The following is a 26,650-nucleotide window of genomic DNA, read 5'->3' as shown; positions in this document are numbered from 1 at the left end:
CTGCTTGGCGTAGCGCACCAGCAAGGCCGCGCTCTCGCGCACCTGGGACACGCCGCCCGGGGCCGATTGCAACTGCTCGGTGAAAATCGTCTGGATCGAGTCGATCACCATGACCTTGGGTTTTTCCACCCGGGCCGTGGCGATGATGGTTTCGATGCAGGTCTCGGTCATCACCCGCAACTGATCCTGGGGCAGGCCCAGGCGCCGGGCGCGCATCGCCACCTGCTGCTGGGATTCCTCACCGGTGACGTACAGCGCCGGCATGCGCGTGGCGATATTGCACAGGGTCTGCAGCAGGATGGTCGACTTGCCGATCCCCGGATCACCACCGATCAGCACCACCGAGCCGTCCACCAGGCCACCGCCCAGCACCCGGTCGAGTTCACCGGAAGCGGTGGAGAAACGCGGGATTTCCTCGACGCTGACTTCCGCCAGGGTCTTGATCTGCGCCTGCTGCCCGGCCCAGCCGGTGCGCCCGGCGGGAGCTGCGGCACCACCGCTTTCGATCATGGTCTCGGTCAGGGTGTTCCAGGCCCCGCACTCGCCGCATTGCCCGGCCCATTTGGGAAAGGTGGAGCCGCACTCGGTGCAGCCGTACATGCGCTTGGCCTTGGCCATCTGAACCCCCGGCAAAAACCGCGATGATAGCTCAGCTGGAGCCGATCAGCGCGGCGCCGTGGTGCGTATCTGCCCGCTGGCCAGGCGCGTGGCGCTATTGCCCAGCGGGTCTTCGGCATTCAGGTCGGCGCCCTTGGCGGCCAAGGCGTCCAGCAACTCGACCCGCTTGAACAACCCGGCGTACATGGCCGCGGTCTGCCCGGCGCCATTACGTTGATCGGGGCTGCAATCGGCGGCCAGCAGGCGTCGGGCGATCTGCACCTCGCCCTTGAAGATTGCCCCCATCAACGCCGTGTTGCCGCGCTTGTCCTGGGCACAGGCGTTGGCACCGGCGGCCAGCAGGCGCTCCACTGCCGGACCCTGGCCGTGATAGGCGGCCAGAATCAGTGCCGTGTAACCCTTTTCATCCTGGGTATCGAGGGAATAACCGGCCGCGATAAAGGTGTCGAGCATTTCCACATCGCCCCGGCGGGCGGCATCGAAATAGTAGTTTTCCAGCTGCACCTTGACCGCCACCGGGTCGGTTGGCTGCGCATGGGCAGCCAGGGCCCAGGCCAGGGTCAGCAGCGAAATGAACAGGCGCATGACACACCTCCTTTTTTCCTGAGAAGCGTAGGAGCCGGCCTGCCGGCGAAGGACTACACCGTACTGCGTGGTATTCCGTTCGCTGGCAAGCCAGCGCCTACAAGGCGTGAAGCATCAGTCGCTCAGTTTGGCCGCCAGGGCCTTGACTCGGGCCAGGTCGCCCTTGGCCACCTGGGTTACCCCGGTGCCGTATTCAGGGTCGGCCTTGTAAAGGAACGACAGCATGATGTGCTTGCTCTCATCATCAGTGGTGGCCAGGGAGCCGCCGAAGCTGTCGATCAGGTCCTGGCGCTCCTTCTTGCTGAAGGAGCGGTACAGGTCACCGGCCTGCTTGAAGTTCTGCTCGCGCTGGATCTTCGCCTGCTGGGTGCTGCCCGCCAGCGCCATCTGGCTGTAGCGCGCAGTCTGCGGCTCTTGGCGCGGCATCAGGCGGCTTGGCTGGTAGTTGACCCCCGTGCTGCTGTGGCCCAGGTTCATCGCACCGTCCTGGTTGCCGTTGTTCACCGGGTTCTTCGGCGCGTTGATCGGCAGTTGCAGGGCATTGGCGCCGATGCGGTACATCTGGGTATCGGCGTAGGAGAACACCCGGCCTTGCAGCAGACGGTCTTCCGACGGTTCGATCCCCGGTACCAGATTGGCCGGAGCCATGGCCACTTGCTCGGTTTCCTGGAAGACGTTGGCCGGATTGCGGTTCAACACCATCTGCCCGACTTTGCGCTCGGGCACACCGGGCCAGATCTTGGTGGCGTCCAGCGGGTCGAAATCAAACTTGGCCAGGTCTTCGGGTTTCAATACCTGGACATACAAGTCCCACTTGGGAAAGTCCCCTTTATTAATGTGGGTTACCAAGTCATTAGTCATATGACTGTAATCGCGGCCCTGTACCTCCACCACTTGTTTCGGGTCGAGATTCTTCAGACCTTGCAGGCTCTTCCAGTGGAACTTCACGTAGTGCACTTCGCCCTTGGCGTTGCTCAACTTGTAGGCATGCACACCATTACCGTCCATTTCCCGGTAACTGGCCGGAGTGCCGGAGTTGGAATACAGCTCGGTCAGAGTACGGGTGGCTTCCGGAACATGGGAGAAGAAGTCAAAACGCCGCGAATCATCGTCGAGATTGGTGCGCGGATCGGGTTTGAACGCATGCACCATGTCCGGGAACTTGATGGCATCACGAATGAAGAAGGTCGGGAAGTTGTTGCCCACCAGATCCCAGTTACCGTCCGCGGTATAGAACTTGGTGGCAAAGCCGCGGGGATCGCGCAGGGTTTCCGGAGAGTGGTTACCGTGCACCACCGCCGAGAAGCGTACAAAAACCGGAGTCGTCTCGCCGGCGGCAAACACCTTGGCACGGGTCAAGTCCGTGAGGTTGTCGGTTACCGTGAAAGTACCGTGGGCACCCGTGCCACGGGCATGCACCACACGCTCTGGAATGCGCTCGCGGTCGAACCGCTGGAGTTTCTGAATCAACTGCACGTCTTGCAACAGCACCGGGCCGGTGGCGCCCGCAGTCTGCGAATTCTGGTTGTCGCCCACTGCCGCACCGTTGTCGCGGGTTAGCGTGGCGGCCTGTACGGAAAGGGAAAGCATACTGGCGGCAAGCACGCCCAGTACGCGTCGCTGGGAAAGACTCCCAAGGCCAAGAGAAGCGGTCATGTTGTATTCCTCTAGTTATATAAGGCGCACCTCGATGCGCCTGCTAGAGGCTAGTGACTAAATATTTGAAAGATAAATAGAAAGGCCGTAACCGCTCGATTGACAGAATGTTCTGGTTATATCGTCGGGCGCGGGGTATATCGCGCGCGATTTGATGGCACTTTGAATAAACTATTTGCCTCTTTATCGGTCGATAGCCCCGCGAGCTATAAAAAGTTGTTTCGGCAAAATGCTTTTTGCTGAATTACACTGCCGTAACCAACCTCATCTGCAACAGGGAATAACCTATGGGCGTGCTAAGTGAATTCAAGGCCTTCGCGGTCAAAGGTAATGTGGTCGATATGGCCGTGGGTATCATCATTGGCGCCGCGTTCGGCAAGATCGTCTCGTCCTTTGTGGGTGACGTGGTCATGCCGCCAATCGGCGTATTGGTCGGAGGGGTGAACTTCGGGGACCTGGCGGTCACGCTGAAAGCGGCTGCGGGGGATACACCCGCGGTGGTTCTGGCCTATGGCAAGTTCATCCAGAGCATCATCGACTTCATCATCATCGCTTTCGCCATCTTCATGGGCGTCAAGGTGATCAACCGCCTGAAACGCGAAGAAGCCGTGGCCCCTACCCTGCCACCGGTACCGACCAAGGAAGAAGAGCTGCTGGGGGAGATCCGCGATCTGCTCAAGGCTCAGAACGACAAGCCCTGAAGGCGAGTCCTGCAATAAGACCACGGCGCCCTCAAGGCGCCGTTTTTGTTACCAGTAGTTCTCCACCGCCACCTGCCCCGGCCGTCGACTCAGGCTCAGGTTCATGCCTCGCTGTTTGAGCAGGGCCCGGGTGTCATCGATCATCTGCGGGTTGCCGCAGAGCATCACCCGGGAATGCTCGGGGGTCAGTTGCACGCCAGCGGCGCGCTCCAGCTCGCCGTTCTCAATCAGTTGGGTGATACGCCCGTTGAGGCTGCCCGGGTGCTGCTCGCGGGTCACGGTACTGATGAACTGCAACTTATGGGCGAACTCCGCCAGATACTCACGTTGCGGCAACTCGGCAAGCAGTTGCTGATAAGCCAGCTCCCTGGCCTCGCGCACGCTGTAGACCAGGATGATGCGCTCGAATTTCTCCCACACTTCGAAGTCCTGGAGGATCGACAGGAACGGCGCAATGCCGGTGCCTGTGGATAACAGCCAGAGGTCGCGGCCGTCGACGAAACGATCCAGGGTCAGATAGCCAAAGGCCTGACGATCCACCAGCAGGCTGTCACCCACTTCCAGGCGACTCAACTCGCTGGTGAACTCGCCACCGGGCACCACAATGGAAAAGAATTCGAGAAACTCGTCGAACGGCGACGACACCATGGAATAGGCGCGCCACACCGTGCTGCCATCGGCCTTGGTCACGCCAAGGCGGGCAAACTGCCCGGCCCGAAAGCGAAAACCCGCATCCCGAGTGGTGCGCAAGGTGAACAGGCTCGAGGTCAGCGGCTGGACGTCCAGCAGGGTCTGGCGGCTGTACTTTTCTTCACTGGCAGTCATGAGGGACTCCACAAAAGCGATGCTCTAGTGTCCCGCAAAGCGCCGCGCAGAAACACCGGCGGTTTGTAATGGCATAGATCGCGGGCAATCGCCGGCAAAAAAACGTACCATTTACCCCCATTTTGAATCGCCCTCCTGCGGCCCGTTCCGCGGCTGTTCAAGGGTTCCTGTCCGCTCCATGTTCCCCACCGACAGGACATTCACCGATTACCTAGAGTCCGCCCATGCCCCTGCTCGCAAGCCCCTTCGCCCAGCTCGACCTGATCCGCCAGCCCGAACAGCAGAACGAGCCACTGCAAGCCTTCGACGCGGCGGACGAATACCTGCTCAATCACCTGGCCGAACAACAACCGGCCAGCGACACCCGGGTGCTGGTGCTCAACGACAGCTTCGGCGCCCTGGCCGCGAGCCTGCTGGGCAAGGTCCAGGTCAGCAGCAGTGGCGACTCCTACCTCGGTGCCCTGGCCCTGGAAAAGAACCTGGTGCGCAACGGCCTGCCATTCGACGCCCTGCGCGTGGTGCCGGCCAGCGAGCCCCTGGCCGGCCCCTTCGACCGGGTGCTGATCCGCGTCCCCAAGACCCTGGCCCTGCTGGAAGAGCAACTGATCCGCCTGCAAGGGCAACTGGCCCCCGGCGCCCAGGTGGTGGCGGCGGCCATGGTCAAGCACCTGCCCCGCGCCGCCGGTGATTTGCTGGAGCGCTACATCGGCCCGGTCCAGGCCTCGCTGGCGGTGAAAAAGGCTCGCCTGCTGATTGCCACACCGCAAGACAAGCAGCCCGTCGTGTCGCCCTACCCGACCCGCTATCGCCTGGAACAGCCGGCCATCGAGCTGCTCAACCACGCCAACGTGTTCTGCCGCGAAGGCCTGGACATCGGCACCCGCGCCTTCCTCCCGCACCTGCCGCAGAACCTCGGCAGCGCCCGGGTCGCGGACCTGGGCTGCGGTAACGGCGTCCTGGCCATTGCCAGCGCCCTGGACAACCCCCAGGCCCATTACACCCTGGTGGACGAATCCTTCATGGCGGTGCAGTCGGCCCGGGAGAACTGGCAGGCCGTGCTGGGCGAGCGCGAAGCCGAAATGCGAGCCGGCGACGGCCTGGCCGGCCAGGCAGCGCAATCCCTGGAGGTGGTGCTGTGCAACCCGCCATTCCACCAGCAGCAGGTAGTGGGCGACTTCCTCGCCTGGCGCATGTTCCAGCAGGCCCGGGAAGCTCTGGTAGTGGGCGGCGCACTGTACATCGTCGGCAACCGCCACCTGGGCTACCACAGCAAGCTGGCGCGGCTGTTCCGCGGCGTCGAGCAAGTGGCGGCAACCCCCAAGTTCGTCATCCTCAAGGCCCGCAAGTAAGGGCTCGCCAGAACACAGCGGCCTTTTCGACAGGCAAAAAAAACCCTCCACCAAGGGAGGGTTGAAACCGTGCCGCAAGGCAACGGGATGGGATGATCAGTGGGTGGTCAGGCCTGCGGCATTCATGAACATGCGCATCAGGCTGGCGACCACGAACAGGGCCAGGACACTGCCGCCCCAGATCATGACCAGCCAACCCAGGCGCTGCCACAGCGGCTTCTTTTCCGCCTGTTCGATTTCCTGCAAAGAGTGTTTACCGCTCATAACTGCAACTCCTGCTTAACCCAAACCCTCGTAGGAGCTGGCTGGCCAGCGAAAGCGCCGGCCAGCCGGGCACAAGGCTCAAGGCCCCCTTCGCCGGCAAGCCGGCTCCTACCTAGTGGTAACCGTCTTCGTGGGTGACCTTGCCGCGGAACACGTAGTAGCTCCAGAAGGTGTAGCCCAGGATGAACGGAATGATGAACAGCGTGCCCACCAGCATGAAGCCCTGGCTTTGTGGCGGCGCCGCGGCGTCCCATATGGAAATCGACGGTGGCACGATGTTCGGCCACAGGCTGATGCCCAGGCCGCTGTAGCCGAGGAAGATCAGCACCAGGGTCAGCAGGAACGGCGTGTAGTGGGCGTTGCGGGCCACGGCACGGAGCAGGCCGTACATGGTCACCAGCACCAGAATCGGCACCGGCAGGAACCAGAACAGATTCGGCAGGGTGAACCAGCGTGCTGCGATCTCGGCGTGGGCCAAGGGCGTCCAGATACTGACAATGCCGATCACCGCCAGCACCACGTAAGCCAGGGGTCGTGCCAGGTCATGCATCTGCTGCTGCAGCTTGCCTTCGGTCTTCATGATCAGCCAGGTGCAGCCGAGCAAGGCATAGGCCACCACCAGCGCCAGACCGCAGAACAGAGTGAAGGGCGTCAGCCAGTCCAGGGAACCACCGGCGAACTGCCGATTGACCACCGGCAGGCCATCGATGAAGGCCCCCAGGGCCACGCCCTGGAAGAAGGTCGCCGCCACCGAGCCGCCGATGAAGGCCTTGTCCCAGATGTGGCGCTTGTCTTCCTTGGCCTTGAAGCGGAACTCGAAAGCCACACCGCGGAAGATCAGCCCGACCAGCATCAGGATCAGCGGCAGGTAGAGTGCCGAGAGCACCACCGAGTAGGCCAGCGGAAAGGCACCGAACAACGCCGCGCCGCCCAGTACCAGCCAGGTTTCGTTGCCGTCCCAGACAGGCGCGACGGTGTTCATCATTACGTCACGGTCGCGGTCGTCCTTGACGAACGGGAAGAGAATCCCGATCCCCAGGTCGAAGCCGTCCATGACCACGTACATCATGATGCCGAAGATGATAATCACGGCCCAGAGCAGCGGAAGATCAATACCCATGACTCAGTTCCCCTTGTTCAGGCGGGTGCCGTGGTCGGCGTCGTGGTCATCGTCGGCTGCGGACAGCGGACGGGCCGGGGTGCGTTGCTGGCCGGGGCCACCGTGGCTGGTTTCGGCACCTTCATTGGTGACCGGGCCTTTGCGCACCAGGCGCATCATGTAGCCGATACCCACGCCGAACAGCGAGAAGTACACCACCACGAACAGCGCCAGGGTGATGCTCATCTGCACAAAGCTGTGGCCGGAAGAGGCATCCGCCGTGCGCATCAGGCCATAGACCACCCACGGCTGGCGGCCGATCTCGGTGGTGAACCAGCCGGCCAGGATCGCGATCAACCCGGATGGGCCCATCCACAACGCCAGGTACAGGAACGGGCGCGAGGTGTAGAGGGTGTCGCGCTTGCGCAGCCAGAGGCTCCACAGGCCGGTGAAGATCATCAGCATGCCCAGGCCGACCATGATCCGGAACGACCAGAAGACGATGGTCGAGTTGGGCCGGTCCTCGGGTGGGAACTCCTTGAGCGCCGGCACCTGCTTGTCCAGCGAGTGGGTGAGGATCAGGCTGCCCAGGTAAGGGATTTCCACCGCGAAGCGGGTTTTCTCGGCCTTCATGTCCGGCCAGCCGAAGAGGATCAGCGGGGTCGGCTCGTTGCCGACGTTTTCCCAGTGGCCTTCGATGGCGGCGATTTTCGCCGGCTGGTGCTTGAGGGTATTGAGGCCATGGAAGTCGCCGATCACCGCCTGCACCGGCGCCACGATCAGGGCCATCCACATGGCCATCGACAGCATGCGACGAATGGCCGGGTTGTCCCGCCCGCGCAGCAAGTGCCAGGCTGCCGACGAACCGACGAAGAACGCCGTGGCGACGAACGCCGCTACAGCCATGTGCGCCAGGCGATAGGGGAATGACGGGTTGAAGATCACCGCCAGCCAATCCACCGGGATCACCTGGCCATTGACGATTTCATAGCCCTGGGGCGTCTGCATCCAGCTGTTGGACGAGAGGATCCAGAACGTCGAAATCAGGGTGCCGATGGCCACCATCACCGTGGAGAAGAAGTGCAGCTTGCGCCCGACCTTGTTCCAGCCGAACAGCATCACCCCGAGGAAACCGGCCTCAAGGAAGAAGGCCGTGAGCACTTCATAGGTGAGCAGGGGGCCGGTGACCGAACCGGCAAAATCCGAGAAGCGGCTCCAGTTGGTGCCGAACTGGTAAGCCATCACCAGACCGGAGACCACGCCCATGCCGAAGTTGACGGCAAAGATCTTCGACCAGAAGTGGTAGAGATCGCGGTAGGTGTCGTCGCGGGTCTTCAGCCAGAGGCCTTCGAGTACCGCCAGGTAGCTCGCCAGGCCGATGGTGATCGCCGGGAACAGGATATGGAACGAGATGGTGAACGCGAACTGAATTCGGGCGAGATCAAGAGCCTCTAAACCGAACATAAGCTTTCCTCTATCAGGTAATACCGGCTGCCGGCCAGAGGCCTGCACCCACTGCCCCCACGGATATGGAGTGCGGCGAATTCGGATTCGTTCTTTTTTAAACCATCGCTACGCAGGGAGTCTGGCACTTGGGCCACCACATCAGCCTTTGCAAAAAGGTTTTGATCTGGATCAAGCAACGTTGAAAGAGTAGTCCTAATTTCGCCATGCAACTCTGTGGTTATTTGCCGCGTGACAGCTTGCCTCACCCTCTCAAGACCGGGGGTTTCCCGGCTTTTTCCCACACAAAACGCCTGTAGCCGCTGCTGAGCCTGCGAAGCTGCGAAAGGCCGGGCCGCGTTCGGTACGCAGGGCCTTGGCTGGTGATTTCCCGTCGAGCCTGCGGCGTATTCAAGATCCTGGCGTCTCCTCCAGAGCCGTTCGCAGCCTGCGGCAGCGGCTACAGGGTTCGCGACCAGGTGTTCGAGCGAGAAACAAGATAGATGCGCGGCTAACGAATTTTCCCCGGACTGCAACTATTGGTTACATCTTGGTGATAATCTCGTGGCACTCCCCGCTCAGATCTACCGCCCGATGCCCAGCCAAGACCCTCTGCTGCTCCGTCACCATCGTCCGTTCATCGCGTTCTGGCTGGCGCGGATCTTTACCGCCAGCGGCTTCCAGATGCTCACCGTGGCCATTGGCTGGAACCTCTACCAACTGACCGGCAATGTGCTGGACCTGGGCCTGGTGGGGCTGGTGGAATTCGCCCCGCGGGTGCTGTTCATGCTGCACACCGGGCATGTGGCCGACCGCTACGACCGGCGTCGGGTGGCGGCCATCTGCCAGTCGCTGCAAGCCCTGATCGCCCTGGCCCTGGCCGTCGGCAGCCTGACCGACAGCGTCACCCGGGAAATGATCTTCATCCTGGCCTTCCTGCTCGGCGGCGCCCGCTCCTTCGAAATGCCCACCACCCAGGCCCTGCTGCCGAGCATCGTGCCCGCGGCGCTGTTTCCCCGGGCGGTGGCCGCCGCGCAATCGGCGCAGCAGTCGGCGACCATCGTCGCCCCGGCCCTGGGCGGGCTGCTGTACGCCTTCGGCAGCGTCTGGGTCTATGGCCCAACCGTGATCCTCTATGTAATTGCCTGCCTGCTGATGCTCAACCTGCCGGCCCGGCAGACACCACTGAACAAGGGCAAGGCCACCCTGGACTCGCTGCTGGCGGGGATTCGCTTCATCCGCAGCCGCCCGGACATTCTCGGCGCCATTTCCCTGGATCTGTTCGCCGTGCTGCTAGGCGGTGCCACTGCACTCTTGCCGGTGTTCGCCAAGGACATCCTGCTGACCGGACCCTGGGGCCTGGGCCTGCTGCGTTCGGCACCGGCGGTGGGTGCTCTGCTGATGTCGCTTTGGCTGGCGCGCTTTAGCGTCGAGCGCAAGGTCGGGCGGGTGATGTTCACCGCCGTCGGAGTATTCGGCGTGGCCACCATCGCCTTCGGCCTCTCGACCTCGTTCTGGTTTTCCCTGGCGGTGCTGGTGGTGCTGGGGGCGGCGGACATGATCAGCATGGTGATCCGCGCCTCCTTCGTGCAACTGGAGACCCCGGACGAAATGCGCGGCCGGGTCAGCGCGGTGAACGGCCTGTTCATCGGCGCTTCGAATCAGTTGGGGGAGTTCGAATCCGGGCTGACAGCCCACTGGTTCGGCACGGTGCCGGCGGTGGTGCTGGGCGGGGTCGGCACGCTGCTGGTGACCGGCGTCTGGATCAAGCTGTTCCCGACCCTGGCCCAGCGTGACCGGATGATCGAACGGGTCGAGCAACCCAAGGCCTGAAGCCGCGCCGGGCTGGCGCGGCCAGGTTCAAGCCTCAGTGGCTGGGCTGAGCTTCAGCAGCGGCTCGCCATTTCGCCGCCTCCAGCAGGTCGCAACCATCCTGCGTCAGTACATAGAGCACGTCGATGATGTGCGGGATGTCCTTCACATCGCCGTGGCTGAAGTTCAGGCAGCAGAGGGTTTCCAGCAGGTTGGCAGCCGTGCGCATGCGCTGCTCGGCGGCTTCGTGCAGCGCCTCAGGGGAGGCATTGGCGTTGATAAAAAACACACCTGGCCGGCTTATGTTGGATTTAAGCGGCACATAGTGAGCAGCAGTTTCCGGGGTATTCATCATTAGATCCTTCTTTATGAATGACCGCCCCAATCGTGACCAAACGATGGGTGGCGGACTGTGCACAGGTTGGTCAACCGGGAAGAAGGCACCCGGCACACCCGAAGGTGTCCCGCGCACAGCCCACCATTAAGCGTGCGGACACGAAAAAGTGCCTGCAAACCAGGGTGGCGCGTGCGCCTTCTAATTTCGGGTGACCAAACCCGGCCGCTGAATTGGCAGCGACGGCGCGAACTATAGGGGTGATGGGACGGGCGGTGCAACAAGCGGCTGGTTAGCCTTTGTTACCCGTTCACAAGCCCCGTGCCCGACTCCTTGCCGAACCGAGCTGCGACAGAGAAACGCCCCGTAGGGGGCCTCGTAACAGGTTATTGATCATTCTCTGCAATACAAAACCGCTACGAAGCGTGTAAGGTATCACCTTACACTCGCACCCCATGATCAAGTCCTTTCAGCACAAAGGCCTGCGCGCCTTCTATGAAACCGGGTCGACTCGTGGAATACGGGCCGAGCATGCACGCCGGTTGGCCCGCCAGCTGTCGTTCATGGATCACGCCAGCGAACCGGCAGACCTCAATCTGCCGGGCTGGCGGCTGCACCCGCTCAGGGGCGACCTGCTTGGCTACTGGTCCCTGGTGGTGTCCGGCAACTGGCGAGTGATCTTTCGTTTCGTAGGTTCGGATATCGAGCTGGTGGATTATCTGGACTACCACTGAACAGGAGGCAGGATCATGCCCATCCACAACCCGCCCCACCCCGGTGACACCCTGCGCCTGGATATCTTGCCCGAACTGGGCATCAGCGTGACGGAGCTCGCGCGGCATATCGGCTACGCCCGCCCGCACCTGTCCAAGGTGTTGAACGGCCATGCGCCAATCCGCGCGGAACTGGCGGTCAAGCTGGAACGCGCCGGAATCGGCAAGGCCAAGGTCTGGCTGGCGGTACAGGCCGATTACGACATATGGCACACCGAGCAGGAACTGCAACCGGTGATCGAGCCCATCGTGGCCCATGTTGGCTGAGCCCTAAACCAGCAGCTCTCCAGCCACCTTGGCGCGCTTGCCGCGACCGCACAGCGCTTCCACCAGGGCCAGGGCAAACGCCAGGGCCGCGGCGGAGCCCTGGGCGGTGATGCAGTTACCGTCCACCACCACCGGCTGGTCGACAAAGGTGCAGCCCAGCAGATGATGGCTGGCGCTGGGCAGGCAGGTCATGCGCCGCTGGCGCAGCACGCCATACGCCTGCAAGGCCAGGGCCGGGGCTTCGGCGATGCCGGCGAACAGGCGTCCCGCTGCGGCCTGATCCTTGAGCAGTTGCTGCAGCGGTTGATGGGCCGCCAGGTGCTGGGCGCCCACCGCGCCGCCGGGCAATACGATCAGGTCGAAGCGCTGGGCCAGCACGTCCACCAGCATGGCGTCGGCGGTCAAGCGGGTGCCCCGGGCGCAGGTGAGCATGCGCCGGCCTTCGACGCTGGCGGCCAGCACTTCGACTTCGGCACGGCGCAATACGTCGATCAGGGTCACGCTTTGCAGGTCGTCGATGCCTTCGGCAAGGGTGACCAGGGCTCTGAAGGTCATGGGGATGACTCCGCGTGGAGGTCTTTAGAGCTTAGTCAGCTTTGCCGGCTGCCGTTCAGGGCGCCGTCACTTGATGTAGATCTGCGCGCCCAGGCTGTTGCCCGGGGCGTTGAGCGAGGTGTTGCGAAAGCTGAAGGTGCCCTCCTGCTTGCCCGCCAGGTCGAAGACATAGACATAGCCGACGGTAGTCCCCGAGTTGCCGCAGGGCACATAGCTGGAGCCGTCCTCGCACACCGGCGAGCGGGTGCCATCGACCTCGAAGCCGTCCAGGGTCACATGGGGCTCGCGGCCGTAGCCGATCTCCAGCACGTAGACCTTGATGTTCGGGCCGTTGTGATCGCACTGGGTGCGTTCACGGCCGTCGGAGACATCCTCCAGGCCGCAGGAAGGTGACAGCACCTTGAGAATTTCCACCTGGCTCAATGGCGGCGCCGAACGCGCCAGGGCCGGAGCCGCCAACCAGCAGGCCGCTGCCCCCAGCAGCGTCAATGCTGTCATTTTCACTGTGCTGCGCATAAATCCCCCCTTAAAAGCAGCGCGCAGTATGCGCTACTTGCCAGCAGTGCAAAACATCGCCGACGATCGCAGCCATTGGCCCACGCTGCTGGTATGATGCGCGGCTTTTTCCGACCCAGGGCAAATCCACAGGCACCTTATAAAGTCTGTGCTTTGCTGTTGGAGTCGATACATTCACGGCGCCCGGCGGCGCCACGGGGAGCAGACATGCTGGAAAGGCTGTTTCAACTCAAGGCACACAACACCAACGTGCGCACCGAGATTCTTGCGGGCGTTACCACCTTCCTGGCCATGGCCTACATTCTTTTCGTCAACCCGAGCATTCTCGGCGAGACGGGCATGGACAAGGGCGCCCTGTTCGTTGCCACCTGCCTGGCGGCCGCCATCGGCTCCACCATCATGGGCCTGATCGCCAACTACCCGATCGCCCTGGCCCCGGGCATGGGCCTGAACGCCTTCTTCACCTACACCGTGGTCCTGCACATGGGCCACACCTGGCAAGTAGCGCTGGGTGCGGTGTTCATCTCGGCGGTGCTGTTCTTCCTGCTGTCGATCTTCAAGATCCGCGAATGGATCATCAACAGCATCCCCCTGCCGCTGCGCTCGGCGATTGCCGCCGGTATCGGCCTGTTCCTGGCGCTGATCGCCCTGCATAACGCCGGCATCGTGGTCAGCAACCAGGCCACCATGGTCGGCCTGGGTGATCTGAAAAAACCGGCGCCGATCCTCGCCACCCTGGGCTTTGCCCTGATCGTCGCCCTGGAAGCGCTGAAAGTGCGCGGGGCGGTGCTGATCGGCATCCTCGCGGTGACCATTGCCTCGATCATCATGGGCTTCACCCCGTTCGCCGGCGTGACCTCGATGCCTCCGTCCCTGGCCCCGACTTTCCTGCAACTGGACATCAAGGGCGCCCTGGACATTGGTCTGGTGAGCGTGATCTTCGCCTTCCTGTTCGTCGACCTGTTCGACAACTCCGGCACCCTGATCGGCGTCGCCAAGCGCGCCGGCCTGATGGGCAAGGACGGTCACATGCCGAAAATGGGCCGGGCGCTGATCGCCGACAGCACCGCCGCCATGGCCGGTTCCTTGCTGGGCACCTCGACCACCACCAGCTACATCGAATCCGCGGCGGGCGTGAGCGCCGGTGGCCGCACCGGCCTGACCGCCATCGTGGTGGCGATTCTGTTCCTGCTGGCGCTGTTCTTCTCGCCGCTGGCGGCCAGCGTGCCACCATTTGCCACCGCGCCGGCACTGCTGTTCGTCGCCGTGCTGATGACTTCGGGCCTGGCGGAAATCGACTGGGAAGACATCACCGTCGCCGCCCCGGTGGTGGTCACCGCCCTGGCCATGCCGTTCACCTATTCGATCGCCAACGGCATCGCCTTCGGCTTCATTGCCTGGACCGCGATCAAGCTGCTGTCGGGCCGCGCCCGTGAGCTGAACGCGCCCCTGGTGATCCTGTCGATTCTGTTCGTTATCAAGCTGGGTTGGTTCGCCGCATGACTTTTGACCCCGCAAGCTACAGCGCCCAATTGAACGATAAGGTCACGCGCCTGCGTGACCTGCTGGCGCCCTTCGCTGCGCCCGAGCCCCAGGTCTTCGACTCGCCCCTGCAGAACTTCCGCCTGCGGGCCGAATTCCGCCTGTGGCGCGAGGCCGGTGAACGCCATTACGCGATGTTCTCCCAGGACGACAAGCGCACGCCGATCCTCATTGAAGAGTTCCCCATCGCCAGCCAGCGCATCAACCAGTTGATGCCCCAGCTCAAGGCCGCCTGGCAAGCCAGCAGCGCCCTGAGCCACAAGCTGTTCCAAGTGGAGTTCCTCACCACCCTGGCCGGCGACGCGATGATCACCCTGTGCTACCACCGCCCCCTGGACGAGCACTGGCACAAGGCGGCAAGCCAATTGGCCGCCGACCTCAAGGTCAGCGTGATCGGCCGTTCCAAGGGCAAGCGCGAAGTCATCGGCCAGGACTACGTAGTGGAAAAGCTCGAAGTCGGCGGGCGTACCTTCAGCTACCGCCAGCCCGAAGGCGCCTTCACCCAGCCCAACGGCACGGTGAACCAGAAGATGCTCAACTGGGCCTATGAAGCCCTGGGCGAGCGCCAGGACGACCTGCTGGAACTGTACTGCGGCAACGGCAACTTCACCCTGCCCCTGGCCACCCGGGTGCGCAAGGTGCTGGCCACCGAGATCAGCAAGACCTCGGTGAATGCGGCCTTGAGCAACCTCAGCGAAAACGCTGTGGATAACGTCACCCTGGTGCGTCTGTCCGCCGAGGAGCTGACTGAAGCCTTGAACGACGTGCGTCCGTTCCGCCGCCTGCAGGGCGTGGACTTGAAGAGCTACGAGTTCGGCAGCGTATTCGTCGACCCGCCCCGGGCCGGCATGGACCCGGACACCTGCGAGCTGACCCGGCGCTTCGACAACATCCTGTACATCTCCTGCAACCCGGAAACCCTGGCGGCCAACATCGCCCAGTTGCACGACACCCACTGCATCACCCGTTGTGCGCTGTTCGACCAGTTCCCCTGGACCCACCATATGGAATCCGGGGTCCTGCTGACCCGCCGCTGATTTGCCCCGCTCCCCAACGGCCGTCCTCGAGACGGCCGTTGTCATTCCGCAGCCCTCCCCCTCCGTAGGAGCCGGCTTGCCGGCGAAGAGGCCCCTGAGCCTTGTGCCAACCCGACCGACGCCTTCGCTGGCAAGCCAGCTCCTACAAGGCCAAACCAGACGTAACGCCCCTCTCCGTAGGAGCCGGCTTGCCGGCGAAGAGGCCCCTGAGCCTTGCGCCAACCCGACCGACGCCTTCGCTGGCAAGCCAGCTCCTACAAGGCCAAACCAGACGTAACGACCTCCTCCGTAGGAGCCGGCTTGCCGGCGAAGAGGCCCTTGAGACCTGCGCCAACACGGCCGGCGCCTTCGCTGGCAAGCCAGCTCCTACAGGGGTAGGTGCAGGCGCAGTGGTGTCAGCCCGTGGGGCGGAAGTAACCGGCCAGTTGCTGCAGGTCCTGTTCGTTGAGCAGGCCGGCGTAGAACTTGAGCTGGATCCGCGCCAACAGGTAGGCATGCCGGGCATCTGCCAGGTCGCGGCGGGCGGTGAACAGTTGTTGCTCGGCGTCCAGTACATCCAGGTTGACCCGCTCGCCGCCGTGCACGCTCTTCTGGGTCGCGGTCACCAGCGCCTCCGCAGAGCTGACGGCCATTTCATAGGCCCGGACCTTGGCCGCGGCGCTGGTGTTGAGGTTGAACTGCTTGCGCAGTTCGTTGAGGGTGGTGGCGGTCTTGGCGTCCAGTTCGAACTGCGCCTGGGACAGCTGGCTGGCCGCCTGGCGGGTCGAGGCCGATACCGAACCCCCGGCAAACAGCGGCAGGCTGACCTGGATGCCCACGGTATTGGTGTCGTACTTCTGGTTGTAGGAGCTTTCCGAATCGGAACTGGTCTGACGGCTGCTGGCATACAAACTCACCTTGGGCAGGTACCCGGCGCGCTTGCGCTCCACTTCATACTCCGCCACTCGCAGCGCCTGCTGCTGGGACGCCAGGTCCGGGTTGTTGGCCATGGCCAGGTCACGCCAGCTGTCGAAGCGGTTGGGCAGCAGCGGCTGGATCTGGAACTGCCGGGTCAGCGGGTCCAATTCGTCGATCTGCAACGGTTCGCCAACGATGGCTTGCAGCTCGCGCAGGGCGGCATCCTGCTGGTCCTGGGCCTCGATCTCCTGCGCCAGGGCCAGGCTCAGCCGGGCCTGGGTCTCCAGCACATCGGTGCGGGTGCCCTCGCCGCCCTTGAGCAGGCGTTCGTTGAGCTGCAAGCGTTCGGCGTAGGCACGCTTCTGCGCCCGGCTCAGTTCGATGCGCTCCTGGGCCAGCAGCGCCTGGCTGTAGGCACTGAGCAGGCGTACCGCCAGTTCCTGGCTCTTGCCACGAAAGCGCTCATCGGAAAACAGCGCCTGGGCCGAGCCCTGGCGGTAGCGTGCATAGGCTTCGTAGTCCAGCAGCGGCTGCTGCAGGGTCAGGGTCGAGGCGTAGCTGCGGTAGTCCCGGTCATTGGTGACATCACCGCGAACGGTCTCCTGGGTCACTTCGGACTGGTTGCGCGAATTGTTATAGCTCCAGGACAGGTTCGGCAGCAGCCCGGCACGGCCAATGGCCCGGTTCTCTTCCCCGGCATCGCGCTCCTTGATCGCCGCCTGGAAGGTCGGGTCGTTACGCAAGGCCAGATCGTAGGCATCGAGCAAACCCAGGGCCTGAGCCGAAGGGCTGCTCAACAGGCACAGCACAGGCAAGTACCACCAGGCTCGAATCATTCTTCCACCAATGCCATGTGAGTACGGTCCAGCAGGGGCTTGAACAGGTAATTGAGCATCGAGCGCTCGCCGGTACGGACAAAGGCCTCCACCGGCATCCCCGGACGGATCTGCAACCCCTGCAACTGCTGCATGCCCTGGGCGCTGACCGTGGCGCGCAAGGTGTAATAGGGCTCCTCGGTGCGCTCATCCACCTGCCGGTCGGCGGACACCAGGGTCACCTCCCCCGGCACCCTGGGCGTGGTGCTCTGGTTGAAGGCCGAGAACATCAGCTCCACTGGCAGCCCCGGGTGCACCTTGTCCACCAGTTGCACCGGCACCCGCGCCTCCACCAGCAACGGCTCGTCCTGGGGCACGATGTCCATCAGCGGCTGGCCCGGCTTGATCACCCCGCCCTCGGTGTACACCTCCAGCCCCACCACCACCCCGGCGGCCGGGGCGCGCACCTGGCTGTTGGCCAGTTCGAACTCGGCGGAAGCCAGGCGATTGCGCAGGTCCTCGGTACGCACCCGGGTATCGGCCAACTGGCTGCGCAGGTCTTTCTGGAAATCCTCGGTGGTCTGGCGGATGCGCAAGCGCAGTTCGAGGATCTGCCGCTGCAACTGGCCGATGCGGCCGAAGTCCTCGGCGATCGAGCCATCGATCTGCGCGTACAGGCGCTCGCTGTCCAGCAGCCGGTTGCGCGGGATGTAGCCGTCCCGGGCCAGTTCCCGCAGGCCTTGCAGCTGTTCGTTCAAAGCTTTGCGCTGCGCCAGCTTGCTGGCCTGGGAATCCCGGGTGCCGCGCAACTGCGCCTCGGAGCCGGCGATGGTTTCGGCAATCCCCTGCTGCTCCATGCTCAGGGCCTGGCGCCGGCTGCTGAACAGCTGCCGTTGCAGCGCCAGGCTGGCGGCCACGTCCGGCTCGCTGGCCAGGTCCTGAAGTTGCGGGTCGAAGACGATATCGCTGGCGCCATCGCGCTCGGCATTGAGCCGCGCTTCGCTGGCCAGCGAGCCCAGGTACTGGCTGCGCAGGGACTGCATCTGGGCGCGCAGCGGCGTCTCGTTGAGGCGCAACAGCACTTGCCCGGCGCTGACCCGGTCGCCCTCCTTGACCTCGATCCGCTCGACAATGCCGCCGCTCTGGTGCTGCACGGTCTTGCGATGGCCCGAGACCATGACCTTGCCCGACACCGCCACGCCCTTGTCCAGCGGCGCCAGGGCGGCCCAGCCGATAAACCCGGCAAAACCTCCCAGCACCAGGAGCCAGCCGAGCCGTGAGTACTTCCTGTCGTCCAGGGACAACACATTGCTGGCGGCCGGCCCCGCGACCGGCGCAGCAGGACCTGTGGATAAATTCGCCTTCATGCCTTTTTCCCTTCGCCGCCGGCCACGCCCAGGCGGTAGTTCATGTTCAAGCTGGTCACCGGGCTGCTCGCCGGATTGCTCATCGGTACAGCCGGCGGCGGCGCGGCCTTGGCCTTCTGATTCGCCTCCAGCACCCGCGCCGTAGGGCCGTAGGCCTGCAACTGGCCGTCGCGCAGGATCATCAACTGGTCGGTCAGGGTCAGCACGTTGGGCTTGTGGGTGATCAGCACCAGGGTCCGCTGCCGTTGCTTGAGCTGGGAGATGGCCTGCAACAGCGCCTGCTCGCCGGCTTCATCAAGGTTGGAATTGGGCTCGTCGAGCACGATCAGCGCCGGCAGGCCATACAGGGCCCGGGCCAGGCCAATGCGCTGGCGCTGGCCGCCGGACAACCCGGCACCGCCCTCGCCCAGGCGCGTGTCATAGCCCTGGGGCAATTGCAGGATCAGTTCGTGCACCCCGGCCATTTGGGCGGCCTGCAGGACCTGATCCGAGTCCAGCTGGGCAAAACGCGCGATGTTCTCGGCGATGCTGCCGGCGAACAGCTGGATGTCCTGGGGCAGGTAACCGATATGTGGCCCCAGTTGCTGCCTGTCCCACTGAGCCAGGTCCGCGCCATCCAGGCGCACCTTGCCGGCCAGCGGTGTCCAGGCCCCCACCAGCAGCCGGGCCAGGGTCGACTTGCCACAGCCGGAAGGGCCGATCACCCCCAGCACCTGGCCAGCCTCCAGGGTGAAGCCAAGGTTGCTCAAGGCCGGGCAACGGCTGCCCGGGGCACAGGCGCTCAACTGTTCGACACTCAACTTGCCCTTGGGCGTCGGCAGGCTCATGCGTGCCGGGCGCGGCGGGTTAGCCTGCAACAACTCGGACAAACGCTCGTAGGCCAGGCGCGCCGAACTCCATTGCTTCCAGACCGCGATCAACTGGTCGATGGGGCTGAGCACCCGGCCCATGAGGATCGAGCCGGCGATCATCATCCCCGGGGTGATCTGGCCCTGCACCGCCAGCCACGCGCCCAGGCCCAGCACCAGGGACTGCAGGGCCATGCGCACGCCCTTGGACCAGGCGCTGATGGTGGCGGTCTTTTCGCTGGCCAGGTTCTGCTGGGCGAGAAAGCCCTGGTGGCCGATGAACCAGCGCTCGCGCAGGGCGCCGAGCATGCCCATGGCTTCGATCGCGTCGGCATTGCGCAGGTTGGCCGTGGCCTGTTGGCTGGTGATGATCGACAACTGGCTGGCCTGGGCCAGCGGTGCCTGGCAGATATGCTGGTTGATCCAGGCCAGCACCACCAGCAACACCGCACCGGCCAGGGCCAGCAGGCCGAGCCAGGGGTGAAAGAGGAAGATCACCAGCAGGTAGACCGGAAACCAGGGCGCATCGAAGAAGGCGAACAAGGCGTTGCCGGTGGCGAACTGGCGCAGCGCGGTCAGGTCGTTCAAGGCCTGGCCGGCGGCCTGGGGGCTGCCCTTGAGCTGGGCTTCGAAGGCGGCGTCATACACCCGCTGGTTCAGGCGCATGTCCATCTGGGTACCGAGGTGGATCACCACCTGGCTACGCACCCACTCCAACGCCCCCATCAGGCTGAACAGGCCGAGGATCATCAGCGTCAGCATCAGCAGGGTCATCTGATTGCCCGAGGCCAGCACCCGGTCGTAGACCTGCAGCATGTAAAGGGCCGGGGCCAGCATCAGCAGGTTGATCACCGCCGAGAACAGGCCGATGTTGAAAAAGCCGCCCTTGTAGGCCGTCAAGGCCGCCAGCGTCTCGGAAGCGGCAAGTGGATTCGGCCTGCTCATCAAGGTGTCCTGTGGAGAGTTTAGGGATACAGGGCCTTCCGCTCGGGCAGAGCGGAACGACAAGAGGCGCGCCCCGTGCGTTGACAGGCACCACGGCGCTCCCCAGAATTTGCCACCGCCGCCGCCCAGGCCTTCGAAAACTCGGGCGACGGAGGTGAGTCAAGCCAGCGAATGGAGGAGCGATCCTGCATTCGCTTTTTTATGCCTCAGGCCTGCACTCAGGCGGCCAGCGCCCAGTCCTGGGCCACGTCCTGCACACCCACCAGGCCGACATCGGCTGCGGCGGCGGCCGCTGGGGTGACGTGGGCAACACCGGCGGCGGCCAGGTCGTCGAAAGTGGAGTTCACCGACAGGCTTGGGTCGATCGCCTTGAGCAGGGCATCGATCTCGCCGGCCAGTGCCGAGCTGTCGCCGCTCATCAGGCCGTAGACCACCTTGTGCACTTCACCTGCACGGCCTTCTTCCTTCAGGCTGTTGAGGCCCAGGTTGGTGAAGCTGACTTCCTGGGTGACCAGGTTGTAGTTGCTGCCCGAACCACCGGCGAGGGTGTCGCCCAGGGAAACGGTGTCCAGCGAGCCCCACAGGGTGTGGCTCGGGTTGCTGAACAGGGTGTAGTGCAGGTTGCCGTCGGCCACGAAGGCCGCGTCGCTGGCAGTGCTCTTGATGGCGTACTGGGTGCCGTCGAACGGGCCCGGGTTGAAACCACCGGTATTGGTGCCATCAACCACTTGGCCTGGGCGGTGGTTGACGTCACCGAAGTAGGCCGACCAGTCAGTCAGGTATTGCGCAACAGTATTACCGCCGTAGGTAGCGCTGTAAGAGATCGAAATGCTCATGCAAAACTCCAATACATTAGGGGGGTCATGTCCGCAGCACGCCACTGCCTGCTGCGGTTTTGCCCATCAATGGGCAAAAGCGGTCAGAACTGATACTCCACGGTGCCCTGCAAGGTGCGGCCACGGCCGAGGGTGAAGGCCAGGACATCGCCGAGGGGCACCAGGTAGGCGCGGTCGGTGACGTTTTCCATGGCCAGGCGCAGGGTCAGTTCTTCAGTGGCCCGGTAGCTGCCATACAGGTCGTAGACGGTGTAGGGCTTCCAGTCGGCCGGGTAGACGCCGGTCTGGCTCACGGTGCCGGTGGCGGAGCCGGCGATCGAATAGCCGGCGCTGTAGCGGGCCCGGGCGCCGATATCCAGCTTGCGGTCGAAAAAGCGTGCGCCCAGGGTCAGGGTGCCGCGGTCCATGGGCATGTGTTCGGCCGAACCGAGGATCGCGGCATTGCAGCGGCTGGCACTGTTGGCGGCATCATCCGGGCGCATGCTGGTGACGATCGCGCCACGCCCGCTGCCATTCTTCACTGGCTGGGTCACACCTCCCAGCCAGGCGATTTTCGTGCAGAAATCGTTGTCGCCAATCATGCGGGTGTAGTTCAACTGGCCATAGGCGTGGCCCGCGTCATAGTCGAGCTGGTACTCGACGCCCTTGAAGCGGGTGCTGCTGAGGTCGTTGACATAGGCACTGTTGCCGATGCCGGGCGAGCCGTAGCCAGGGGGCTGCACGCCCATGGCCATATAGATGAAGTCGTCGATCCGGGTATCGAAGTACGCCACCTTGATCCCCAGGCGGTCATCGTTGAGCCAGAGGTTTTCCTTGAAGATGTTGAACCCCGCCTCCCAGGTGGTGGAGCGCTCCGGCTTGAGGAAGGGGTTGGGAAAGGTGCTCTCCGAACCTCCGCCATGGGGGCGTCCGGTGATCATGGTTTCGGTCACCGCCGGTGGCCGCCAGCCCTTGCCATAGCTGGCGAACAACTGCAGCCACTCGACGCCGGGCTTGACCGACAGGCCGAAGGTCGGCGAGAAGCGCCCTTCCTGGTTGTCGATGTCATAGGCCACCGGCACCGAGATCTGCTGGGGCGTCTTGCCGATCACGAAGGTGCGGGTGTTGATCCCGGTTTCGCCCCGCAGGCGGTAGCGGTCGTAACGCAAGCCGGCATTGAGATTCAGCCAACCGTCGTAATCGAAGTCCAGGCGAGTGAACAGGCTGCCCAAGGCACGATCGCCCTCGGGAGTCATGCTGGCCGCCGGCGAGGCGCTGACCGCCGAGCCCTTGGGCACCGGCTGGCTGGAGTCGGGGCGGACCTTGTCGTAGAAGAATTCCAGGCCGTAGTTGGCCTTCAACGTGGACAGCGCGCCCAGGGCAAAGGTCGAAGTGTTCTGCGCCTGGGCGCCATAGGTATCGGTCTGGTAGGTGATCGAGTAGCCAGGGCTGCTGCGGCGCTTGAGGGTGCTCTGGTCATTGCTGTTGTCGACGTAGTAGAGCTTGGCCTTGAAGTCGATCAGCGGGTTGTCCGGGGTGTAGCTGTAGTCGAGGCCGACGTTCTGCGAGCGTACATTGCTGCTGCCGAGCTTCTCCCAAAGCTGCTCCTTGTTCTCGACGTTCATCATGTTGGCGTCGTCGTAGGACACCTGGGTGGTCAGGTAGCTCAGTTGCAGGCGCTGGTCCTGGGGCAGGTTGAGCCCCAGCTTGGCCAGGCGCGAGCGCATCACGGAAGCGGAATAGGCCACCTTGGAACGCTTCACCCGGTCATTGATCGACGGGTCCATCCAGCTCCCGGTGCGCAATTCGCCAATGCCGCCCTTGGTCCCCGGTTGGTAGTCACCCAGGTGCCGCTCACTGGCGGCCAACAGCATGTCCCAGACCTCGGTGCCGATGGCGAAGGCGGAACTGCCGATGAAGTGGGTGCCGTTGCTTCGGCCGCCCAGGCCGGTGGTCAGGCGGATTCGGCCACCGATCTCCTGGCCGGGCTTGAGCAGGTCGCGGGCCTCAATGGTGCGAAAGTTGGCGACCCCGCCAATCACGCCGGCCCCACCCATGGTGGAGGTGGCGCCCTTCTCCACCACCACTTCGGAGAGCAGTTCGGGGTCGACATAGAGCGTTCCGTTGCGCTGCTGGTGGCCGCTCTGCTGATAGTTCTGGCGCATGCCGTCCACCGACATGTTGACCCGACCATAGTCCTGGATACCGCGGATATTCACCGACACGCCCGGGTCCTGCTGGCTGACCGCCGAATACACACCGGAAGTTTCCTCCAGCATCTCGGCCGCGTGCCGCGGTGGATTGCGATCAAGTTGCTCACGACCGACCACGCTCACCGAGCGCGGCGCGTTGTATACCCAATCGCTCTGACGGCCTTCGAGGTCGCCGGAAATCGTGGTGGGGGCCAAGGCCAGGGCGCCATCACGACCGGTTTCCACCCGGCTCAGGGTCACCTGGCGCTCGCCGGTGAAGCGGTACTGCACCGGCGCATTGCCCAGCAGCCGGGCCAGCCCTTCCTCGGCGCTGTAGCGCCCCTTGAGCGGCGAGCTGTGCAAGCCATGCAGGCGCAGGCTGTCGAACAGCACCTGCACCCCGGCCTGTTCGGCAAAAGCCAGCACTGCACTGCCGAGGGCCTGGGCAGGGATATCGAAATCCAGCTCGCGTTGCTGCTGAGCGCTCTGCGTGGCTGCGCCCACAGGCTCTGCCGCGTGCAGCAAACCGCCTCCTGCCAACAGCCCTGCTACACCCAAGTGAATGGCCAGGGCCAAACGACTTGCGGCGTGAACTCCAGTGCGACTGCCTACCCTCATGTCCCTTATTCCTGCGCCGGCTATTTTTGTTTATGCGAATGCATCTCAATTAGCTAGACGTGCCAGGCAGGAAAACTCAGTAAGGTTTTTTTCAATTATTTTGCAAAAGGCTGGAAAAAGGCCCGCAGGCCTCAGTAAATCAGGCTGACGCCGGCCAGGTCGAAACGCTGCACCTGCAATTCCTGGGTCAGGGTAACCAGGGCTGCATCGAGCATGTCCAGGCGGAAGACACCGCTGACCTGACGCTGGGCCAGGGCACTGTTGGTCAGCACCACCCGCCCCGGCCGATAGCGATTGAGGCGCTCCACCACCAGGCCCAAGGGCTGGCGGTCGAACACCAGGACGCCGCGCCGCCAACTGGTGGCCCGCTGCAGGTCGAGCCCATCAAGCGCCACCACCCCCGACTGCGGGTCATAGCGCACGCTCTGCCCCTCCTGCAGAACCCGCTCGGAAGCACCGTGTTGCGCCGGGGCATCCAGGCTCACCGCGACACTGTGCTGCAACACGCCGACCCAGGCTTGTTGATCGCTCTCGCGCCCGACCACAAAACGAGTGCCCAGGGCCCGGGTCTGGCCGCCGGCACTCTGCACGATAAACGGTCGTTTCTCATCACCGGCCATGGGCGCCACATCAAATACTGCGGAGCCGGCCAGCAATTGGATCTGACGCTTGTCGCCGCTGTAATCCAGGCGAATGGCGCTGCCCGAATCCAGCTCCACCTTGCTGCCATCGGTCAGTTGCACGCTGCGCACCTCGCCCTTGCCGGTCAGGTAGTCTGCCTGCAGGTACAGCAGCGCCTGCGGCCCTTGCAGCCAGCCCAGGGCGACCGCCAGAACCAGCATGGCCGCACTGGCGGCCCGCACCGGTCCGCGTCGACGGCGCGGGCGCTGAACTGCCGCCGCGGGCCGCCCCGCCTGGCGCCGAGGCGCGGCAGTGGCCGCCAGCTCGGGGTCCAGGCGCAACTCGCCCAGGGCATCCCAGGTCTGCCGGGCAAACACCAGGGCCTGGGGATGACGCGGGTCGGCGGCCTGCCACTGGGCAAGCTCCGCCTGCTCGGTGGCGCTCAGCCCTCCCGCCTGCAAACGCACCGCCCAGTCGGCGGCGGCCTCGGTGATACTGCGCTCTTGCGAACCCTGGCTATTCACGTGTGAATCTCGATTTCTCGTTATATATAAGCAGTGACGTCTGACCCCGACTTTTACCGTAACTCACTCGTCGACCGGCCGACCGTCGGTAGCCTGCAGGCGTTGCATCACGTACGCCAGCGCCCGGGACAGGTGCTTTTGCACCGAGCTGTCGGAGATATTCAGGTGCCGGGCCACCTCGGCGTGGGTCATGCCTTCGATACGGTTGAGGCGAAAGATTTCCTGGGTCCGCGCAGGCAGCTCCATGATCGCCTGTTTCAGTGCCTTGCGCTGTTGTTGCGCCATCGCCTGAGCCTCCAACCCGGCCGCCTCATCCTCGATATCGGCCAGCACTTCATGGGGCACGGTCTCGGTCTTGCGCCGCGCCTCCTGACGCACATGGTCGATCAGCAGATTGTTCGCCGTGCGGTAGAGATAGCCCTGGGAGTTGTCGATCCGCTCACCGCGCGTTTGCTCGGCCAGCCGCAGAAAACTCTCCTGCACCAGATCTGCGGCCAACTGCGGGTCCCGTACCTTGCGCGCCAGGTACCCACGCAAGGTCGCGGCATGCTTGAGAAACAGTCCCTTGAGATCCACGTCCGACAAACCGACTCCCTGGAACATGAAGGAAATTGCCGGGCATCTTAAGGCCAGTCGAGAATGATTTTCAATTGATATCAGTATTCATTAGCGAACGGTTACGGCAGTTGCGAGCCGCTCTCCAGGACCTGGGCTGGCACCTCGACCTTGCGCGGCCGCCCTTCTTGCCGTTCAGGCGCGCCGCCCGAGCCTTCGCCGCGCGACTGTGCCGACCATTGCGGGACACGACCAACCGGGTCGCCTGTTTCATTCATTGCCGAGCAAGGCCTGGCCACGCCCTTCGCCAATAACAGCGTTCGATTATCGAACACTTAATCACCCTTTCCGGCCTCACCTCTCGACCATCAATTGACCAAATTAACCAGTTAGTACAATTTACCTCCCCAGTGCCTCGTACCCTCTCCCGAGGCTGACAATAACAACGGAGATCTACCCCCATGCGTCCTATCGTTCTGGTGCTTAACGGCCCGAACCTGAACCTGCTCGGCACCCGTGAACCTGCCACTTACGGCCACGAAACCCTGGCCGATGTCTCGGCCTTGTGCGGCCGTGCCGCCGAGGAGTTCGGTCTGGCCGTGGAGTTTCGCCAGACCAACCACGAAGGCGAGTTGCTGGACTGGATCCACGCCGCCCGCGACCGCTGCGCCGGCATCGTGATCAACCCCGCCGCCTGGACCCACACTTCGGTGGCGATCCGCGATGCGCTGGTGGCCAGTGAACTGCCAGTGATCGAAGTGCACCTGTCCAACGTCCATGCCCGCGAACCGTTCCGCCATCACTCCTTTGTCTCGGGTATTGCCCTGGCGGTGATGTGCGGCTTTGGCAGTCACGGCTATCGCCTGGCGCTGGAGCACTTCAGCCGGCGGTTCAAGGAGCAAGGCGCATGACGCTGCACACAGGCGTTCTGGCCGGGCTGATCGGCGCCGGCATCCAGGCTTCGCGGACCCCGGCCCTGCATGAACACGAAGGCGACGCGCAGAACCTGCGCTACCTCTATCGACTGATCGACCTGGATCAACTGGGACTCGACAGCAGCGCCCTGCCCGATCTGCT

Annotated in this window: 26 protein-coding genes and 1 pseudogene; 9 read left to right on the top strand and 18 right to left on the bottom strand. The window is 63.7% G+C overall.

Annotated elements, in window-relative coordinates:
* The 3 genes from BLX41_RS34765 to katB all read right to left on the bottom strand — a co-directional run.
* A partial coding sequence (locus BLX41_RS34765; RefSeq protein ID WP_259744544.1) for a DUF7125 family protein occupies positions 1-618 on the bottom strand: 618 nt, incomplete at its 3' end.
* Positions 619-663: 45 nt separating this feature from the next.
* Positions 664-1,203 carry an ankyrin repeat domain-containing protein gene (locus BLX41_RS08065; protein ID WP_123724452.1) on the bottom strand — a complete coding sequence of 180 codons (540 nt, stop codon included), beginning with the start codon at positions 1,201-1,203 and terminating at the stop codon, positions 664-666.
* Positions 1,204-1,317: 114 nt separating this feature from the next.
* Positions 1,318-2,859, bottom strand: a complete 1,542-nt coding sequence (gene katB / locus BLX41_RS08060) for a catalase KatB (RefSeq protein ID WP_123724451.1) — start codon at positions 2,857-2,859, stop codon at positions 1,318-1,320.
* Positions 2,860-3,146: 287 nt separating this feature from the next.
* On the opposite strand from katB, the gene mscL reads away from it, so the two are divergent.
* Positions 3,147-3,560, top strand: coding sequence for a large-conductance mechanosensitive channel protein MscL (gene mscL, locus BLX41_RS08055; RefSeq protein ID WP_123724450.1), 414 nt, complete (start codon positions 3,147-3,149; stop codon positions 3,558-3,560).
* A gap of 48 nt (positions 3,561-3,608) precedes the next feature.
* Here the strand turns inward: mscL and BLX41_RS08050 are convergent, their stop codons facing one another.
* Positions 3,609-4,385: a ferredoxin--NADP reductase gene (locus BLX41_RS08050; protein WP_123724449.1), complete on the bottom strand. Its 777-nt coding sequence runs from the start codon at positions 4,383-4,385 to the stop codon at positions 3,609-3,611.
* A gap of 224 nt (positions 4,386-4,609) precedes the next feature.
* Here BLX41_RS08050 and BLX41_RS08045 point away from each other — a divergent pair, with 224 nt between their 5' ends.
* On the top strand, positions 4,610-5,734 hold the full coding sequence (locus BLX41_RS08045; RefSeq protein ID WP_123724448.1) for a methyltransferase: 1,125 nt from the start codon (positions 4,610-4,612) through the stop codon (positions 5,732-5,734).
* Positions 5,735-5,830: 96 nt separating this feature from the next.
* On the opposite strand, the gene BLX41_RS08040 is transcribed toward BLX41_RS08045, so the two are convergent.
* The 3 genes from BLX41_RS08040 to BLX41_RS08030 form a co-directional block, all read right to left on the bottom strand.
* A complete protein-coding gene (locus tag BLX41_RS08040) occupies positions 5,831-5,998 on the bottom strand; it encodes a DUF2474 domain-containing protein (RefSeq protein WP_011063586.1) in 168 nt (55 codons plus the stop codon).
* 112 nt (positions 5,999-6,110) lie between these two features.
* On the bottom strand, positions 6,111-7,118 hold the full coding sequence (gene cydB, locus BLX41_RS08035) for a cytochrome d ubiquinol oxidase subunit II (protein WP_123724447.1): 1,008 nt from the start codon (positions 7,116-7,118) through the stop codon (positions 6,111-6,113).
* 3 nt (positions 7,119-7,121) lie between these two features.
* Entirely contained in the window at positions 7,122-8,561 is a 1,440-nt protein-coding gene (locus BLX41_RS08030; protein ID WP_123724446.1) for a cytochrome ubiquinol oxidase subunit I, read from the bottom strand.
* A 573-nt stretch (positions 8,562-9,134) separates the two neighbouring features.
* Here BLX41_RS08030 and BLX41_RS08025 point away from each other — a divergent pair.
* The gene (locus tag BLX41_RS08025) at positions 9,135-10,373 is read left to right on the top strand and encodes an MFS transporter (protein ID WP_123724445.1); all 1,239 of its coding nucleotides are present in this window, start codon (positions 9,135-9,137) and stop codon (positions 10,371-10,373) included.
* A gap of 34 nt (positions 10,374-10,407) precedes the next feature.
* Here the strand turns inward: BLX41_RS08025 and BLX41_RS08020 are convergent, their stop codons facing one another.
* Complete coding sequence (locus BLX41_RS08020; protein WP_019096028.1) at positions 10,408-10,704, bottom strand: hypothetical protein; 297 nt, start codon at positions 10,702-10,704, stop codon at positions 10,408-10,410.
* A gap of 437 nt (positions 10,705-11,141) precedes the next feature.
* Between BLX41_RS08020 and BLX41_RS08015 the strand changes: the two genes are divergently transcribed.
* Both BLX41_RS08015 and BLX41_RS08010 read left to right on the top strand, forming a co-directional pair.
* Positions 11,142-11,420 carry a type II toxin-antitoxin system RelE/ParE family toxin gene (locus tag BLX41_RS08015; protein ID WP_011063591.1) on the top strand — a complete coding sequence of 93 codons (279 nt, stop codon included), beginning with the start codon at positions 11,142-11,144 and terminating at the stop codon, positions 11,418-11,420.
* Positions 11,421-11,435: 15 nt separating this feature from the next.
* Positions 11,436-11,726 carry a HigA family addiction module antitoxin gene (locus BLX41_RS08010; protein WP_053160128.1) on the top strand — a complete coding sequence of 97 codons (291 nt, stop codon included), beginning with the start codon at positions 11,436-11,438 and terminating at the stop codon, positions 11,724-11,726.
* Positions 11,727-11,729: 3 nt separating this feature from the next.
* Here BLX41_RS08010 and BLX41_RS08005 read toward each other — a convergent pair whose 3' ends face one another.
* Both BLX41_RS08005 and BLX41_RS08000 read right to left on the bottom strand, forming a co-directional pair.
* Positions 11,730-12,281 carry a DJ-1 family glyoxalase III gene (locus BLX41_RS08005; protein WP_065363647.1) on the bottom strand — a complete coding sequence of 184 codons (552 nt, stop codon included), beginning with the start codon at positions 12,279-12,281 and terminating at the stop codon, positions 11,730-11,732.
* Positions 12,282-12,347: 66 nt separating this feature from the next.
* Positions 12,348-12,797 (bottom strand): DUF4879 domain-containing protein, encoded by a 450-nt coding sequence (locus BLX41_RS08000; protein ID WP_123724444.1) that lies wholly within the window; start codon positions 12,795-12,797, stop codon positions 12,348-12,350.
* 207 nt (positions 12,798-13,004) lie between these two features.
* On the opposite strand from BLX41_RS08000, the gene BLX41_RS07995 reads away from it, so the two are divergent.
* Positions 13,005-14,300: an NCS2 family permease gene (locus BLX41_RS07995; RefSeq protein WP_123724443.1), complete on the top strand. Its 1,296-nt coding sequence runs from the start codon at positions 13,005-13,007 to the stop codon at positions 14,298-14,300.
* Positions 14,297-15,376, top strand: coding sequence for a tRNA (uridine(54)-C5)-methyltransferase TrmA (gene trmA / locus BLX41_RS07990; RefSeq protein WP_123724442.1), 1,080 nt, complete (start codon positions 14,297-14,299; stop codon positions 15,374-15,376). Before BLX41_RS07995 ends, trmA begins: the two co-directional genes overlap by 4 nt.
* A 395-nt stretch (positions 15,377-15,771) precedes the next feature.
* Here the strand turns inward: trmA and BLX41_RS07975 are convergent, their stop codons facing one another.
* From BLX41_RS07975 to BLX41_RS33575, 8 genes are all read right to left on the bottom strand, one after another.
* The gene (locus BLX41_RS07975) at positions 15,772-17,109 is read right to left on the bottom strand and encodes a TolC family outer membrane protein (protein WP_123724441.1); all 1,338 of its coding nucleotides are present in this window, start codon (positions 17,107-17,109) and stop codon (positions 15,772-15,774) included.
* Positions 17,106-18,455 carry an HlyD family type I secretion periplasmic adaptor subunit gene (locus BLX41_RS07970; protein ID WP_123724440.1) on the bottom strand — a complete coding sequence of 450 codons (1,350 nt, stop codon included), beginning with the start codon at positions 18,453-18,455 and terminating at the stop codon, positions 17,106-17,108. The genes BLX41_RS07975 and BLX41_RS07970 overlap by 4 nt, the downstream gene beginning before the upstream one ends.
* On the bottom strand, positions 18,452-20,248 hold the full coding sequence (locus tag BLX41_RS07965; protein WP_123724439.1) for a type I secretion system permease/ATPase: 1,797 nt from the start codon (positions 20,246-20,248) through the stop codon (positions 18,452-18,454). The genes BLX41_RS07970 and BLX41_RS07965 overlap by 4 nt, the downstream gene beginning before the upstream one ends.
* A gap of 218 nt (positions 20,249-20,466) precedes the next feature.
* On the bottom strand, positions 20,467-21,084 hold the full coding sequence (locus tag BLX41_RS07960; protein ID WP_123724438.1) for a heme acquisition protein HasA: 618 nt from the start codon (positions 21,082-21,084) through the stop codon (positions 20,467-20,469).
* Positions 21,085-21,167: 83 nt separating this feature from the next.
* Positions 21,168-23,873 carry a TonB-dependent receptor gene (locus BLX41_RS07955; RefSeq protein WP_123724437.1) on the bottom strand — a complete coding sequence of 902 codons (2,706 nt, stop codon included), beginning with the start codon at positions 23,871-23,873 and terminating at the stop codon, positions 21,168-21,170.
* Positions 23,874-24,004: 131 nt separating this feature from the next.
* Complete coding sequence (locus BLX41_RS07950; protein WP_123724436.1) at positions 24,005-25,018, bottom strand: FecR family protein; 1,014 nt, start codon at positions 25,016-25,018, stop codon at positions 24,005-24,007.
* 63 nt (positions 25,019-25,081) lie between these two features.
* Positions 25,082-25,603: an RNA polymerase sigma factor gene (locus tag BLX41_RS07945; RefSeq protein WP_123724608.1), complete on the bottom strand. Its 522-nt coding sequence runs from the start codon at positions 25,601-25,603 to the stop codon at positions 25,082-25,084.
* Positions 25,604-25,695: 92 nt separating this feature from the next.
* On the bottom strand, positions 25,696-25,908 hold the full coding sequence (locus tag BLX41_RS33575) for a hypothetical protein (protein ID WP_185073449.1): 213 nt from the start codon (positions 25,906-25,908) through the stop codon (positions 25,696-25,698).
* Between the two features lie 126 nt (positions 25,909-26,034).
* Here BLX41_RS33575 and aroQ point away from each other — a divergent pair, with 126 nt between their 5' ends.
* Both aroQ and BLX41_RS34760 read left to right on the top strand, forming a co-directional pair.
* Complete coding sequence (gene aroQ, locus BLX41_RS07935) at positions 26,035-26,484, top strand: type II 3-dehydroquinate dehydratase (RefSeq protein ID WP_123724435.1); 450 nt, start codon at positions 26,035-26,037, stop codon at positions 26,482-26,484.
* Positions 26,481-26,650, top strand: a pseudogene (locus tag BLX41_RS34760) (shikimate dehydrogenase); the annotation flags it as partial. The gene aroQ and the pseudogene BLX41_RS34760, both read left to right, overlap by 4 nt.

The sequence above is a fragment of the Pseudomonas protegens genome, from assembly GCF_003732485.1.
Taxonomy (GTDB): Bacteria; Pseudomonadota; Gammaproteobacteria; order Pseudomonadales; family Pseudomonadaceae; genus Aquipseudomonas; species Aquipseudomonas protegens_B.
Note: the sequence above shows the minus strand (reverse complement) of the source record. Positions and strands in the feature narration are given on the sequence as shown.

Bases quoted from the DNA above. Each gene is read 5' to 3' on its own strand.
- BLX41_RS08065 (WP_123724452.1), bottom strand. From the start codon at position 1,203: ATGCGCCTGTTCATTTCGCTGCTGACCCTGGCCTGGGCCCTGGCTGCC.
- katB (WP_123724451.1), bottom strand. From the start codon at position 2,859: ATGACCGCTTCTCTTGGCCTTGGGAGTCTTTCCCAGCGACGCGTACTG.
- mscL (WP_123724450.1), top strand. From the start codon at position 3,147: ATGGGCGTGCTAAGTGAATTCAAGGCCTTCGCGGTCAAAGGTAATGTG.
- BLX41_RS08050 (WP_123724449.1), bottom strand. From the start codon at position 4,385: ATGACTGCCAGTGAAGAAAAGTACAGCCGCCAGACCCTGCTGGACGTC.
- BLX41_RS08045 (WP_123724448.1), top strand. From the start codon at position 4,610: ATGCCCCTGCTCGCAAGCCCCTTCGCCCAGCTCGACCTGATCCGCCAG.
- BLX41_RS08040 (WP_011063586.1), bottom strand. From the start codon at position 5,998: ATGAGCGGTAAACACTCTTTGCAGGAAATCGAACAGGCGGAAAAGAAG.
- cydB (WP_123724447.1), bottom strand. From the start codon at position 7,118: ATGGGTATTGATCTTCCGCTGCTCTGGGCCGTGATTATCATCTTCGGC.
- BLX41_RS08030 (WP_123724446.1), bottom strand. From the start codon at position 8,561: ATGTTCGGTTTAGAGGCTCTTGATCTCGCCCGAATTCAGTTCGCGTTC.
- BLX41_RS08025 (WP_123724445.1), top strand. From the start codon at position 9,135: ATGCCCAGCCAAGACCCTCTGCTGCTCCGTCACCATCGTCCGTTCATC.
- BLX41_RS08020 (WP_019096028.1), bottom strand. From the start codon at position 10,704: ATGAATACCCCGGAAACTGCTGCTCACTATGTGCCGCTTAAATCCAAC.
- BLX41_RS08015 (WP_011063591.1), top strand. From the start codon at position 11,142: ATGATCAAGTCCTTTCAGCACAAAGGCCTGCGCGCCTTCTATGAAACC.
- BLX41_RS08010 (WP_053160128.1), top strand. From the start codon at position 11,436: ATGCCCATCCACAACCCGCCCCACCCCGGTGACACCCTGCGCCTGGAT.
- BLX41_RS08005 (WP_065363647.1), bottom strand. From the start codon at position 12,281: ATGACCTTCAGAGCCCTGGTCACCCTTGCCGAAGGCATCGACGACCTG.
- BLX41_RS08000 (WP_123724444.1), bottom strand. From the start codon at position 12,797: ATGCGCAGCACAGTGAAAATGACAGCATTGACGCTGCTGGGGGCAGCG.
- BLX41_RS07995 (WP_123724443.1), top strand. From the start codon at position 13,005: ATGCTGGAAAGGCTGTTTCAACTCAAGGCACACAACACCAACGTGCGC.
- trmA (WP_123724442.1), top strand. From the start codon at position 14,297: ATGACTTTTGACCCCGCAAGCTACAGCGCCCAATTGAACGATAAGGTC.
- BLX41_RS07975 (WP_123724441.1), bottom strand. From the start codon at position 17,109: ATGATTCGAGCCTGGTGGTACTTGCCTGTGCTGTGCCTGTTGAGCAGC.
- BLX41_RS07970 (WP_123724440.1), bottom strand. From the start codon at position 18,455: ATGAAGGCGAATTTATCCACAGGTCCTGCTGCGCCGGTCGCGGGGCCG.
- BLX41_RS07965 (WP_123724439.1), bottom strand. From the start codon at position 20,248: ATGAGCAGGCCGAATCCACTTGCCGCTTCCGAGACGCTGGCGGCCTTG.
- BLX41_RS07960 (WP_123724438.1), bottom strand. From the start codon at position 21,084: ATGAGCATTTCGATCTCTTACAGCGCTACCTACGGCGGTAATACTGTT.
- BLX41_RS07955 (WP_123724437.1), bottom strand. From the start codon at position 23,873: ATGAGGGTAGGCAGTCGCACTGGAGTTCACGCCGCAAGTCGTTTGGCC.
- aroQ (WP_123724435.1), top strand. From the start codon at position 26,035: ATGCGTCCTATCGTTCTGGTGCTTAACGGCCCGAACCTGAACCTGCTC.